General features: G+C 72.7%; 11 protein-coding genes and 1 tRNA gene. 11 read left to right on the forward strand and 1 reads right to left on the reverse strand.

Annotated elements, in window-relative coordinates; genetic code table 11:
* The first annotated feature begins 70 nt into the window (after positions 1-70).
* Positions 71-763, forward strand: coding sequence for a hypothetical protein (locus tag BBK14_RS01465; RefSeq protein WP_235013939.1), 693 nt, complete (start codon positions 71-73; stop codon positions 761-763).
* Between the two features lie 699 nt (positions 764-1,462).
* On the opposite strand, the gene BBK14_RS01470 is transcribed toward BBK14_RS01465, so the two are convergent.
* Positions 1,463-1,534: transfer RNA gene (locus tag BBK14_RS01470), tRNA-Arg, on the reverse strand.
* Positions 1,535-1,607: 73 nt separating this feature from the next.
* On the opposite strand from BBK14_RS01470, the gene BBK14_RS01475 reads away from it, so the two are divergent.
* The 10 genes from BBK14_RS01475 (at position 1,608) to BBK14_RS01520 (ending at position 13,549) form a co-directional block, all read left to right on the forward strand.
* Positions 1,608-1,994 carry a response regulator transcription factor gene (locus BBK14_RS01475; RefSeq protein WP_018502312.1) on the forward strand — a complete coding sequence of 129 codons (387 nt, stop codon included), beginning with the start codon at positions 1,608-1,610 and terminating at the stop codon, positions 1,992-1,994.
* Positions 1,995-2,213: 219 nt separating this feature from the next.
* Positions 2,214-3,926 (forward strand): arginine--tRNA ligase, encoded by a 1,713-nt coding sequence (argS, locus tag BBK14_RS01480; RefSeq protein WP_071059400.1) that lies wholly within the window; start codon positions 2,214-2,216, stop codon positions 3,924-3,926.
* A 7-nt stretch (positions 3,927-3,933) separates the two neighbouring features.
* Positions 3,934-5,253, forward strand: coding sequence for a homoserine dehydrogenase (locus tag BBK14_RS01485; RefSeq protein ID WP_083390627.1), 1,320 nt, complete (start codon positions 3,934-3,936; stop codon positions 5,251-5,253).
* On the forward strand, positions 5,250-6,374 hold the full coding sequence (thrC, locus tag BBK14_RS01490; RefSeq protein ID WP_020458645.1) for a threonine synthase: 1,125 nt from the start codon (positions 5,250-5,252) through the stop codon (positions 6,372-6,374). The genes BBK14_RS01485 and thrC overlap by 4 nt, the downstream gene beginning before the upstream one ends.
* A 128-nt stretch (positions 6,375-6,502) precedes the next feature.
* Complete coding sequence (thrB, locus tag BBK14_RS01495; RefSeq protein WP_071059465.1) at positions 6,503-7,456, forward strand: homoserine kinase; 954 nt, start codon at positions 6,503-6,505, stop codon at positions 7,454-7,456.
* A gap of 508 nt (positions 7,457-7,964) precedes the next feature.
* Positions 7,965-10,337 carry a transcription termination factor Rho gene (gene rho, locus BBK14_RS01500; protein WP_071059401.1) on the forward strand — a complete coding sequence of 791 codons (2,373 nt, stop codon included), beginning with the start codon at positions 7,965-7,967 and terminating at the stop codon, positions 10,335-10,337.
* A gap of 181 nt (positions 10,338-10,518) precedes the next feature.
* The gene (gene rpmE, locus BBK14_RS01505; protein WP_018502318.1) at positions 10,519-10,755 is read left to right on the forward strand and encodes a 50S ribosomal protein L31; all 237 of its coding nucleotides are present in this window, start codon (positions 10,519-10,521) and stop codon (positions 10,753-10,755) included.
* A gap of 72 nt (positions 10,756-10,827) precedes the next feature.
* Entirely contained in the window at positions 10,828-11,898 is a 1,071-nt protein-coding gene (gene prfA / locus BBK14_RS01510; RefSeq protein ID WP_071059402.1) for a peptide chain release factor 1, read from the forward strand.
* Positions 11,895-12,899, forward strand: coding sequence for a peptide chain release factor N(5)-glutamine methyltransferase (prmC, locus tag BBK14_RS01515; RefSeq protein WP_071059403.1), 1,005 nt, complete (start codon positions 11,895-11,897; stop codon positions 12,897-12,899). The genes prfA and prmC overlap by 4 nt, the downstream gene beginning before the upstream one ends.
* Complete coding sequence (locus BBK14_RS01520; protein WP_071059404.1) at positions 12,899-13,549, forward strand: L-threonylcarbamoyladenylate synthase; 651 nt, start codon at positions 12,899-12,901, stop codon at positions 13,547-13,549. Before prmC ends, BBK14_RS01520 begins: the two co-directional genes overlap by 1 nt.
* Positions 13,550-13,578 lie beyond the last annotated feature (29 nt).

A 13,578-nucleotide genomic window follows, 5' to 3' on the forward strand; every position in this document is an offset into this window, starting at 1 on the left:
AAAGAAGAACCGGAACACGACCGGAGAAACGACGCCGGACCCGTCCGCTGATACGACCACAGGCACGGCCGTGGACACGGGCGGCCGGGGCAGGCGGGTGAACTCGGGGGAGCGGACGCCCGCGACGCGGTTCGCCTTCGGCATCACCGAGGTCGCCGCGCCCACCGTGCTCGTCACCGCGCTGCTGGCGGTGGTCGCACAGCACGATGCGCGAGATCTCGGGCACGGCGTTCTCTCGGGAGTCATCGCCGTCCTGTTCGGCACGGTCGTCCCGATGAGTTTCGTTTTTTTCGGCGTCCGCCAGCGCCGCTGGTCCGACCACCATGTGCCGGAGCGCAGCAAACGGATGCAGCCGATGCTGTTCGGCTGCGCGTCGGTCGCTGTCGGCTATGTGCTGCTCCGTGCGACGGACGCACCGAAGGACATCGTCACCGTGTACGCCGCGATGATCACCGAAGCGCTCATCCTCACCGCCATCACGCGGTTCTGGAAAATCAGCGGTCATGTCGCGGCCGCGGCGAGCTGCGCCACCGTCGTCACGTTCGTGTACGGCCCGGTGCTCGCCTTCACCTGGGCGGCGGTGCCCGTCATCGCCTGGGCGCGCGTCCAGACAAGGAAGGCACGGCTGGCAGAGGCCCACGCGGCGGGCACCGCGGACGACCACGACGAGCTGGACGGCCACACCCCCGCACAGACCGTAGCCGCCGCGCTCGTAGCAGCAGCGATAGTCACCACCGCCTACGTGACAATCGGAGGCCTCTGACGCGACCCGGATCGCGGCGAGCCGGGTGGGGGCCGCTCCGAAGCGTGTTGCGTGAGCGGCGCGTGGAGTGGCTCAGACAACTCGCTTCGAGGGCGCTCCGCGGCCGAGCGTCGCGCGGTGGAGATCGGGACGGACGCGACCATCCGGAAAGGTCGGCGAGGATAGTGAGGTACCACACATACGGCTCTCCGCCATCAGTCGCGATCCGCACCTGAGGAAAGAAGCCGATCCGCCCAACAGCCTGCCGACAACGCCGGCGCCGCCATCCGCCAGAAGGTGCAACACCCCGACAACCCGGCCGAACAGGAAAGCAAGCCGACCACCCCGCCGGCCCACCAGGACCAACCAAAGTAAGCCAGGCCCATCCAGTCAACCCGAACCGGGGCCAACCACCACAAGTCGAGTTGGGCCCATCCAGCCACCCGAAGCGGGCTAACCGCCGCAAGCCGAGTCGGGCCCATCCAGTCAACCCGAACCGGGGCCAACCACCGCAAGCCAGTCGAACCCATCCAGCCAGCTAAAGCGGGCTAACCGCCGCAAGCCGAGTTGGGCCCATCCAGCCAACCCGAACGGGGCCAACCACCACAAGCCGAGAAGCCACCCGCCGAAGGGGGGCCCGGGGGGCACCGCCCCCCGACCAACATGACACGACGCCAAGGCTCAGGCCAAAAGCCTGAGCACACCACACCCCAAGTCGTGTGCCCCCGGCAGGATTCGAACCTGCGCACCCGCCTCCGGAGGGCGGTGCTCTATCCCCTGAGCTACGGGGGCTCCAGGGCAAGCAGGCATACCGTACCAGGTGGGATCGGCAGACTGTCCAACGCCGTGCCCGTAAGCTTCGGCCGTGTACTTCACCGCCCCCCGGGTGCTCGTCGTCGACGACGACGCCGTGATCCGTCAGCTCGTGGTCGTCAACCTCGAACTGGAAGGCTTCGAGGTGCACACCGCGGTCGACGGCGCGGACTGTCTCGAGCGCGTCCATGAGATCGCGCCGCATGTGATCACCCTCGACATCATGATGCCGAGGGTGAACGGCTGGGACGTCGCGGCGCGGCTGCGCGACGATCCCGTGACCGCCGACATCAAGGTGATCATGCTGACCGCGCGCGCCCAGGAGGCGGACATCAAGCGTGGTGCCCGGCTGGGTGTCGACTACTACCTGACCAAGCCGTTCGACCCGGACATGCTCATCGGGGTGGTCAGCAGGCTCGCCGCGGGTCAGCCGGTCTGAGTCCGGTCCGCCGCGGGTGCGTCGGGCGGGGCGTGTCCGGCGCGCGGGAGTTCGTGCGAGGTGTCCCCCCGTGGCATTCCGGGAGCGCCGGCAGCCGGGGCTTTCGGGTCGTTCGAGGCGCGCGACCTGGGCCGTCCCATCGGTGGGCGGGCCGATGACCGCTGGATGGCTGGTACGCGGGGGAACCGGTCGGACGCCGCGCGCCGATAGCATCGCGACATGACCCCCGCCGAGCTCGCCGACACCATCGTCGCGGCCGTTCGGGCTGCCGTCGCGAACGGTGACCTGGAAGTGGCCGTGCCCGACTCGGTCACCGTCGAGCGACCGAGGCAGCCCGAGCACGGAGACTACGCGTCTCCGGTCGCCCTGCAGCTCGCGAAGGCGGCGCGCCGCCGGCCCCGGGAGGTGGCCGAGCTGCTCGCCGCCCGCCTGCGGGCCGAGGCGGGTGTGGCGGAGGTGGAGGTCGCCGGCCCGGGCTTCCTGAACATCCGGCTGGCCGGTGCGGCTCTGGGCGGCATCGCCCGCCGGATCGTCCGGGACGGCGAGTCCTACGGCCGCGCCGCGGTGTCCCAGGGCGTTCGGGTGAACCTCGAGTTCGTCAGCGCGAACCCGACCGGCCCGGTGACACTGGCGTCCGCGCGCTGGGCGGCGGTGGGCGACGCACTTTCCCGGGTGTTCGCCGCGGCGGGCTACGAGGTCGGCACCGAGTACTACGTCAATGACGCCGGTGTGCAGGTCGAGCGGTTCGGCGCGTCGGTGCTGGCCGCGCTGCGCGGCCAACCGGCTCCCGCCGACGGCTACCAGGGCGCCTACGTCGCCGAGATCGCCGCGAAGGTCCTGGCGGCGAACCCGGCTCTGGAGCAGCTCCTGGCTGCCTCCGGCGGCGAGCAGGACGGCGGCGCCGAGCAGGACAAGGCGCTCGCGGTCTGCGCCCGCGACGGTGTGGAGCTGATGCTCGCCGAGATCCGCGCGACGCTTTCGGGGTTCGGGGTCGAGTACGACCTGTGGAAGTCCGAGCGCAGCCTGCACGAGGCGGGGGAGCTCACCGCCGCGATCGACGAGCTGCGCACCCAGGGCCACGTCTACGAGGCGGACGGCGCGGTCTGGCTGCGCACCACCGACTTCGGCGACGACAAGGACCGCGCGCTGATCAAGAGAGACGGTCAGCCCACCTACTTCTGCGCCGACGCGGCCTACTACCGCGACAAGCGGCGCCGTGGCTTCGACCGGCTCTGCTACCTGCTCGGAGCCGACCACCACGGCTACATCGGCCGGCTGAAGGCGATCTCGGCCTGTTTCGGCGACGACCCCGACCACAACCTCGACGTGCTCATCGGCCAGATGGTGACGCTGTCGCGGGGCGGCGTGGCGGTGAAGATGTCCAAGCGGGCAGGTAACTTCCTGACCCTGCACGACCTTGTCGACGCGGTGGGGGTCGACGCGGCCCGCTACTCGCTGGTGCGCGCGTCGATGGACTCCGCTCTCGACCTCGACCTGGACGCGATCGCGCGGCAGACGAACGACAACCCGGTGTTCTATGTCCAGTACGCCCACGCCCGGATCAGTTCGCTCATCCGGAACGCCGCCGCCCTGGGTCTGGCGACCTCCGCGGATCCCGCGTTCGACGTCGACGGGGTCGACGTGTCGCTGCTGACCCACCCACGCGAGGTCGACCTGCTGGGCGCGCTCGGCGAGCTGCCGCGGGTGGTCGCGTCGGCGGCGGAGCTGCGCGCGCCGCACCGCATCGCGAGGTACCTGGAGGAGTTGGCCGGGACGTACCACCGCTTCTACGACTCCTGCCGCGTGCTTCCGCAGGGCGACGAGGAGCCCACGGCGATCACCGCGGCTCGACTGCTGCTGGCCGAGGCCACCCGGACCGTCCTGGCGAACGGCCTTCGGCTGCTGGGCGTCAGCGCGCCGGAACGGATGTGAGAGGCGAATGACGATCGACGGCGGGCGCGGTTTCGGGCGCCCGATGAGGATCGCGATGCTCGGCTGCGGGGTCGTCGGAACCGAGGTGGTGCGGCTGCTGGGCACGCACACCGAGGATCTGGGCGCCCGGGTGGGAGCGCCGCTGGAGATCGTCGGGATCGCGGTCCGCGATCCCGACCGGATCCGCTCCGCAGCGGTGGATCGGGAGCTGCTCACCACCGACGCGGGCGCGCTGGTCGCCCGCGACGACGTCGACATCGTGATCGAGGTCGTCGGCGGGATCGAGCCGGTGCGGAGCTGGCTGCTGTCGGCGCTGCGGTCGGGCAAGTCGGTGGTCAGTGCGAACAAGGCCCTGCTGGCCAGCCACGGCTCCACGCTGCACGACGCCGCGGCGGCCGCCGGCGTCGACCTGTACTACGAGGCGGCGGTGGCGGGCGCGATCCCGTTGCTGCGCCCGCTGCGCGAGAGCCTCGCCGGGGATCGGATCCGCCGCGTCCTCGGCATCGTGAACGGGACGACGAACTACATCCTGACCCGCATGGACGAGACCGGGGCCTCGTTCGCCGAGGCGTTGGCCGAGGCCGGTGAGCTCGGGTACGCCGAGGCCGACCCTTCCGCCGACATCGACGGGTTCGACGCGGCGGCCAAGGCGGCGATCATCGCCCAGCTCGCCTTCCACACCCGGGTGACGATCGATGACGTCTACCGGGAGGGGATCGGCGCGGTCACCGCCGCCGACATCGCCAGTGCCCGCGAGCTCGGGTGCACGATCAAGGCGCTGGCCATCGCCGAGCGTGCCGGTGACCGGCCCGGCGTGAGCGTGCGGGTCCATCCGGCGATGATCCCGCGCTCGCATCCGCTGGCCGGGGTGCGCGAGGCGTTCAACGCGGTCTTCGTCGAGGCCGAGGCCGCCGGGCAGCTCATGTTCTACGGTCGTGGTGCCGGCGGCGCGCCGACCGCCTCGGCCGTTCTCGGTGACGTGGTCGCGGTGGCCCGCAACCGGGTCGCGGGCCGGCAGGGGCCGGGTGAGTCCGCCTACGCGGCCCTGCCGATCCTGCCGATGGGCCCCACGATCACGAGCTACCACGTGCAGCTGGACGTCACGGACAAGGCCGGGGTACTCGCCGCGGTGGCCGGCGCGTTCGCCCGGCACGATGTGTCCATCAGAAGCGTCCGTCAGGACGGCCGCGGCGACGACGCCAGCCTCGTCCTGGTCACCCATCCGGCCGCGGATGCGGCGCTGTCCACGACCGTCGAGGACCTGCGGGTTCTCGACGGGGTGCGTGCGGTGTCGGGCGTGGTACGGGTCGAGGGAGTTGAGTCATGACCACGATGTCGTCGATGCCGGTTTCGAGCGACCCGGCCGGCAGCAGTGCCCCCGAGCGCGCGTCGCGGGCCTGGCGGGGGATCATCGAGGAGTACCGGGACCGGCTGCCCGTCACCGCCGACACACCGGTGATCACCCTACGGGAGGGCGGCACCCCGCTGCTGCACGCGGACCATCTGTCCGAGCTGACCGGATGTGATGTTCATCTCAAGGTCGAAGGTGCCAACCCCACCGGCTCGTTCAAGGACCGCGGCATGACGGTCGCGATCAGCCGGGCGGTGGGAGAGGGCTCCCAGGCCGTCATCTGCGCGTCCACCGGCAATACCTCGGCCTCGGCCGCGGCGTACGCCGCCCGCGCCGGGCTGACCTGCGCGGTGCTGGTTCCCAGCGGCAAGATCGCCCTCGGCAAGCTCGCGCAGGCCCTGGTGCACGGCGCGCGCCTGCTCCAGGTGGAGGGGTCGTTCGACGACTGCCTCCGGGTCGCCCGCGAGCTGGCCGACACGTTCCCGGTCACGCTGGTGAACTCGGTCAACCCGCACCGCCTGGAGGGGCAGAAGACCGCCGCCTTCGAGATCGTCGAGGCGCTCGGCCACGCGCCCGACGTGCACTGCCTGCCGGTTGGGAACGCGGGTAACATCACCGCCTACTGGCGCGGCTACGTCGAGGAGGACACCCGGATCCGGTCCGGCCGGCCGCGGATGTTCGGGTTCCAGGCGGCGGGCGCGGCGCCGATCGTGCGGGGCGAGGTGGTGACCTCGCCGCAGACCATCGCCACGGCCATCCGCATCGGCAACCCGGCCTCCTGGGATTTCGCGACCGACGCGCGGGACGCCTCCGGCGGTCTGATCGACGCGGTCAACGACCGGCAGATCCTGGCCGCCTACCGGCTGCTGGCGCGCCGCGAGGGCGTCTTCGTCGAGCCGTCCAGTGCCGCCAGCGTCGCCGGGCTGCTCGCCACGTACGCCGACGGCCGGCTGAGCCCGGGCCAGCGGGTCGTCTGCACCGTCACCGGCAACGGGCTGAAGGACCCGGACTGGGCCATCAGCGGCGCGGCGAAGCCCGAGACCATCCCGCCGACCGTGGCCGGCGCCGCCAGGGCCCTCGGCCTGCAGCGGTCGTGACGACCGCCGACGGCCTCGCCGCCGGTGCCGCCGGCAGCGCCTCGGGAAGCGGTACGGCCAGCGCGTCGGCGAATGTCTCCGTCAGCACACGGGTGAGCGCGATCGTCAGTGCGTCGGCGAGCGTGACGGTGAGCACCACCGGGCCGGGCGGAGGCCGCCCGCCGGGCGCGGTCCGCCTGCGGGTCCCGGCCACGAGCGCCAACCTGGGTCCGGGCTTCGACGCGCTGGGTCTGGCACTCGGGCTGTACGACGAGGTGTCCGTGCGGCTGACGCCGTCCGGGCTCTCCATCGACGCGGTCGGCCCGGACGCTGTCCCCGCGGACGAGGCACATCTGGTGGTCCGGGCGATCCGCGCCACCTTCGACGAGCTGGAGTGGGCGCAACCCGGGCTCGCGCTGCGCTGCGTGAACCGGATCCCGCACGGGCGGGGTCTCGGTTCGTCCGCCGCGGCGATTGTGGCCGGAGTCACAGCCGTCGACGCCCTCGCCGGCGGGCCGCTCGGTGCGGCCGGGCGGCTGCGGGTGGCCAGCGCGATCGAAGGGCATCCGGACAACGTCGCGGCGGCCCTGCTCGGTGGCCTCACCGTTGCCTGGTACGAGGGCGATGTGCCGCGGTCCCTCCGGGTGGCACCGCTCGGCGAGCTACGGCCCGTGGTGTTCGTCCCATCGCGACGCCAGTCGACCGAGCAGGCCCGGGGCGCTCTCCCGAAGCAGGTCCCGCATGCCGACGCCGCGGTGAACATCGGCCGCGCGGCGCTGCTCGCGCTCGCGCTGTCCGGCGCGGAACCGGCGGCCGGCGCCGGCGAGGAACGCTCGCGGCTGCTGCTGACCGCGACCGAGGACCGGATGCACCAGCCGTACCGCCTTCCCACCATGCCCGCCTCCGCGGATCTGGTCGGGCGGCTGCGCGCCGCGGGCATACCGGCCGCGCTGTCGGGTTCCGGGCCGTCCGTGGTGGCGCTCGGGGTCGGTGGCGGACAGGCCGCGGCGGCGATCGGCGTTGCCGCCCCGGGCTTCTCGGTCGTCCCGCTGGCTGTCGACACCGAGGGTGTTCGAGTCGAGGCGGTCGACTCCTCGGAGTGATTATGGTACTCCGCTGCGTTCCTGGATGCTGGTTCAGGGGTCGCACGGACCCCCGCGGAGGGCTCCAGGCTGTCATCAGGGAGTCCCTCGTGGTGTCATCGGGAAGTCCAGAGGTCTCTAGGTTGTTGCCGAGGTGTCTCCGTCTGGATAGTCTGATGACTGCACCCGCTGCGCCGCGGCGCGTGCTCGCCCCGCCAGCCTGATCTGGTACGCGGTGGTGGCCTTGCTGCAGTGGAGCCTCACCGCAGCGGTTGGCCTCGCACGGTGGCCGGTCCTGGTCAGGGATCCCGGTGCTTCAGACCTCGTCGCCGTTGCCTCGGCTGGCGTACCGGCACCCGTCGGCGGGAAATCGGGTTCGCTCGCGGCTGTCGGCCGTCAGCGCCTTTCAGGGCGCGTTGCTCGCCGTCCGAATGGCGCTACATCTCCTTCATCCGGCATGTGCGCAGGCGAAGAAAGTTCACACGCTACGCCCGGCCCGAGAAGCCGGTTCCTTCCAGGAAGGAAAACCTTGAGCGACACCACCGACGTGCTGCCCGACAGCGCACGTGAGTCTGCGGCGCCTGCCTCGCCCATCGACAGTTCCGCCGCGGCCGGCGCGACGTCCGTAGACACCGTCGTCACGACTCGGTCGAACGGCAACCACGCCGTCCGGCCCGCGTCGGTCGACGTCCCCGCGGACGGGCCTGACGCGTCCTCCGCCCCCCGGCGCCGGCGTTCCGGTACCGGTCTGTCCGCGATGCTCCTGCCCGAGCTGCAGGCCATGGCTTCCCAGATGGGCATCCCCGGGGTCGGCAGGCTCCGCAAGGGCCAGCTGATCGCGGCGATCCAGAACGTCCAGAACGGTGAGGTGGCCTCCAGATCGGTGCCGGCGGCCTCGTCGCCGACCTCCCAGCCCGCGTCCGCGCCGGACTCCGTGGCCCCGGTCGCGCAGGGCGCTCCGCCCGCGGAGGCTCCCGCCGCGGACGCGGTGAGCTCCGCGCCCCGGGCGGCGGCCGGCTCGGTCGCTCCCGTCCAGGAGACGAGCGGTTCCAGCGGCGCCGAGGCGACCACGGGCGGCTCCGTTTCCGGCTCCGCGGCAGAGACGGCGTCGGCCCCGACCCGTGTGCGCGGGCGGCGGGGCGCCTCTCGTGGCGTCACGAGCCCCGCGGGCGAGCAGCAGACACTGCCGACCGGTCCGGGGGGTGCGGAGTCGTCCGACGACACCGCCCGCCCGCAGGCCGCCGCGGCTGCCGCGGACGGCCCGGCGGTGACCGCGCCCGCCGCGGCGCCCGTCTCCGTCCGCGCCGGGACGAACGGCTCCGAGACCCCCACGCGCGGTCGTGACGACCGCCGCGAGCGCTCCGGTGACCGGGACCGCTCCGGCGGTGACCGGGACCGCTCGGGTGACCGGGACCGCTCCGGCGGTGACCGGGACCGCTCGGGTGACCGGGACCGCTCCGGCGGCGACCGGGACCGTTCCAGCGACCGCCAGGGCCGCTCGCAGCCGGCCGGCGACCGCGACCGGAACGACCGTGCCGACCGCAGCGACCGTGCCGACCGCAGCGACCGCGGCGACCGTGCCGGTTCAGACCGGTCCAGGACGGTCGAGCGCACCCAGCCGGGCGACCGTGCACCCCAGGGCGGCGTCCAGGACGACGACGAGTTCGGCGGCCGGCGCCGCGGCCGGTTCCGGGAGCGCGGCCGCAACCGTGGCCGCGGCGGGCAGGGCGGCACGGCCGAGACCGCCGAGCCGACGGTGCGCGAGGACGACGTCCTCGTGCCGGTGGCCGGCATCCTCGACGTGCTGGACAACTACGCCTTCGTCCGCACGAGCGGCTACCTGACCGGCCCGACGGACGTGTACGTGAGCCTCGCCCAGGTCCGGCGCAACGGCCTGCGCCGCGGCGACGCGATCACCGGGGTGGTGCGCGCGCCGCAGGAGGGCGAGCAGCGCCGTGACAAGTACAACGCGCTGGTCCGGCTGGACACGATCAACGGGATGGAGCCGGAGGAGGCCCGCGGCCGGCCGGAGTTCCACAAGCTCACCCCGCTCTACCCGCAGGACCGCCTGCGGCTGGAGACCGAGCCGCACATGATGACCACGCGGGTCATCGACCTGGTGATGCCGATCGGCAAGGGCCAGCGCGCGCTCATCGTGAGCCCGCCGAAGGCCGGCAAGACGATGGTGCTCCAGTCCATCGCGAACGCAATCACCACGAACAACCCGGAATGCCACCTCATGGTCGTCCTCGTCGACGAGCGGCCCGAGGAGGTCACCGACATGCAGCGGTCGGTGAAGGGCGAGGTCGTCGCCTCGACCTTCGACCGCCCGCCGGCCGATCACACCAACGTCGCCGAGCTGTCCATCGAGCGGGCCAAGCGGCTCGTCGAGCTCGGCCACGACGTGGTCGTGCTGCTCGACTCGATCACCCGGCTGGGTCGCGCCTACAACCTCGCGGCACCGGCGTCGGGGCGCATCCTGTCCGGTGGTGTCGACTCGACGGCGCTCTACCCGCCGAAGCGGTTCCTCGGCGCGGCGCGCAACATCGAGAACGGCGGCTCCCTGACGATCATCGCGACCGCGCTGGTCGAGACCGGTTCGACGATGGACACGGTGATCTTCGAGGAGTTCAAGGGCACCGGCAACGCCGAGCTCAAGCTGGACCGGAAGATCGCCGACAAGCGGGTCTTCCCGGCGGTGGACGTCGACGCCTCCGGCACCCGCAAGGAGGACATCCTGCTGGCCCCCGACGAGCTTGCGATCATGCACAAGCTCCGGCGGGTCCTGCATACCCGGGAGCCGCAGCAGGCTCTCGACCTCCTGCTCGACCGGCTGAAGCAGACCAGGACGAACTACGAGTTCCTGATGCAGATCGCGAAGACGGCACCGCCCCAGGACTGACCGCCGCCCGGCGGCAGCCCCGGCCGGGCCCGGGAACATCAGGGCCCGGCGGCGGCGTTGTCGTCGGCGGCTGGCTGGTCCGGCCCGGGGCACCGGGTCTGGCACACTGGCGACAACCGGCTCCGGTTCACGCCGTCCGCTCCCGCGGCGGCGACCCGGCGGCCACATCGGAAGAGGGATCATGAAGGCTGATATTCACCCGCAGTACCACGAGACCACGGTGACCTGTACGTGCGGCAGCACGTTCACCACGCGGTCGACCAAGGAGAACGGCGCCATCAGCGCCGAGGTCTGCTCGCAGTGCCACCCGTTCTACACCGGCAAGCAGAAGATCCTCGACGTCGGTGGCCGGGTCGAGAAGTTCGAGCGGCGCTTCGGTCGCCGGCAGCCGGGCCAGAAGGTCGGCGGCGCGAAGTAGGTCGTCCTCGGCGCCCGTCCCGGATCCCCGGGCGGGCGCCGTTCGCGTCCCGACGACCTGAAGGAACCCCTGATGACCTCCCCGCTCGTGGGCATGATCGCCGAGCACGCCGACATCGAGAAGCGGCTCGCGGATCCGGACATCCACAACGATCCGGCGCGGGCCCGGGAGCTGACGCGCCGGTACGCCGAGCTCGCCACCCCCGTCGACCTCGCGCAGCGGCTGGAGCGCGTCGAGGGTGACCTGGAGACCGCCCGAGAGTTCGCCGAGCAGGACCCGTCTTTCCGCGACGAGGTCGTGGCCCTAGAGGCGAGCCAGGCCGATCTCGCCGCCCGCCTGCGGGCCTACCTGGTGCCCGTCGACCCCGACGACAGCCGGGACGCCATCCTCGAGGTCAAGGCGGGCGCGGGCGGTGAGGAGTCCGCGCTGTTCGCGGGCGACCTGCTGCGCATGTACCTGCGCTACGCCGAGCGGCGCGGGTGGCGCACCCAGATCCTGGACGCGAACCCCAGCGACCTGGGCGGCTACCGGGACGTCAGTGTGGCCGTCAAGTCCCGCGGGACGGCGGCCCCCGGCCAGGGGGTCTTCGGCCGGCTGCGGTTCGAGGGCGGTGTGCACCGGGTGCAGCGGGTGCCGGTGACCGAGTCGGCGGGGCGGATCCACACCTCCGCGGCCGGGGTGCTGGTGCTGCCCGAGGCGGCCGACGTCGACATCGAAGTCGACCCGAACGACCTGCGGATCGACGTGTTCCGCTCGTCCGGGCCGGGCGGCCAGAGCGTCAACACCACCGACTCGGCGGTGCGCATCACGCACCTGCCCACCGGGGTGGTCGTCTCCTGCCAGAACGAGAAGAGCCAGCTCCAGAACAAGGAGTCGGCGATGCGCATCCTGCGGGCCCGGCTGCTCGCCGCGGCGCGGGAGAAGGCCGAGACGGCGGCGGCGGCGGCGCGGGCGAGCCAGGTGCGCACGGTCGACCGCTCGGAGAAGGTCCGCACCTACAACTTCCCCGAGAACCGGATCAGCGACCACCGCATCGGCTACAAGGCGCACAACCTGGAGGCCGTGCTGGACGGCGACCTCGACGCCGTGATCGAGGCCCTGGCCGAGGCGGACCTGGAATCCCGGATGGCGGCCACGCCGTGACAGGCCCGGCCGCGTCCACGACGCGGGCCGACCACGCGGACGCCACGCTCGCCGTCGAGCTCGCCGCCGCGACGGCCCGGCTGGCCGCGGCCGGTGTCGCCAGCCCCCGCGGCGACGCCGAGCAGCTGGCGGCGCACGTGCTCGGGGTGTCGCGCGGCCGGCTCGTGCTGGTCACCCGGGTCGAACCGGCCGCGGCCGGCGAGCTGCGCGCGCTGGTGGAGCGGCGGGCGAGCCGGGTCCCACTGCAGCACCTGACCGGCCTTGCCGGCTTCCGCCACCTGGACATCGCCGTCGGGCCCGGGGTGTTCATCCCCCGCCCGGAGACCGAGTGGGTGGCCGAGTGGGCGATCGCGGCCCTGCGATCGCCCGACGCGGTCGTGGCTGGACGTCCAATCTGTGTTGATCTTTGTGCGGGTTCGGGGGCGATCGCCCTGTCGGTGGCCGATGAGGTGCCGAACGCCGAGGTGCACGCGGCGGAGCTGGAGCCGGCGGCGCTCGGCTGGCTGCGCCGCAACGTCGAGCGCACGGGCCTGCCGGTGCGGGTGCACCAGGCCGACGTCGGCATCCCACGGTCGCCAACAGACGCGGGCAGGCCGGTCGCGCCGGTCGGCACGGTCCTGACGGACCTCGCGGGACGGGTCGACGTCGTCATCAGCAACCCGCCGTATCTGCCCGATCATGAACGGCCGAGGGTCGAGCCCGAGGTCGGCCGGCACGACCCGCCGGCGGCCCTGTGGGGCGGGCCCGACGGCCTGGACGGGCCGCGCGCGGTCGTGGCCGCCGCCGGGGGACTCTTGCGGCCAGGCGGTTTACTGGTCATGGAACACGCGGACGGACATGGCCAGACGGTGCCCGCGCTGCTCGCCGGCGAGGGCTGGTGGGCTGGTTCGTGGTCCGAAATCGTGGATCATCCCGATCTCGCTGGGCGGGACCGGTTCGTCACCGCCCGCTGGAACCCGCCGGGGCCGCGCCCGCCGCGCGGCGCCGGAGAGGACGTGTGATGCAGGTTTTCGACTGCTCCGACGAGGGGCAGCGCAAGGCCGGGCTGGACGCCGCCACCGACGCGGTGGGCCGCGGCAAGCTCGTCGTGCTGCCGACCGACACCCTCTACGGGATCGGCGCCGACGCGTTCAACCGGGACGCCGTCACCGCGCTGCTCGCGGCGAAGGGGCGCGGGCGGAACATGCCGGTGCCCGTGCTGGTCGGCTCGTGGCGGACCCTCGACGGCCTGGCCGAGCAGGTAACGGGGCACATCCGGGATCTCGTCCGGGCGTTCTGGCCCGGTGGGCTGACGCTGGTCGTCAACCACGCACCGTCCCTGCGCTGGGATCTCGGCGACGCCCGGGGGACGGTCGCCGTCCGCATGCCGCTGCACCCGGTGGCCATCGAGCTGCTCGGGCGCACGGGGCCGATGGCCGTCTCCAGCGCCAACATCAGCGGACGTCCGCCGGCGACGAGCGCGATCGACGCGGTGGCGCAGCTCGGCGGTGCCGCAGCGGTCTACCTGGACGGCGGGACCACCCCGGTGGGCACCGCGTCGACGATCGTGGACTGCACGGGGCCGGTTCCCACTGTGGTCCGTGAGGGGGCGGTCGACCTCGCGGCGCTGCGCTCGGTGCTGCCCCTCGTGCGGGAACCGGCCGCCCGCTGACCTGCGCGCGGACCGCTGTGCGCCGCCCG

Origin of the sequence: Parafrankia soli (assembly GCF_001854695.1) — a bacterium.
Taxonomy (GTDB): Bacteria; Actinomycetota; Actinomycetes; order Frankiales; family Frankiaceae; genus Parafrankia; species Parafrankia soli.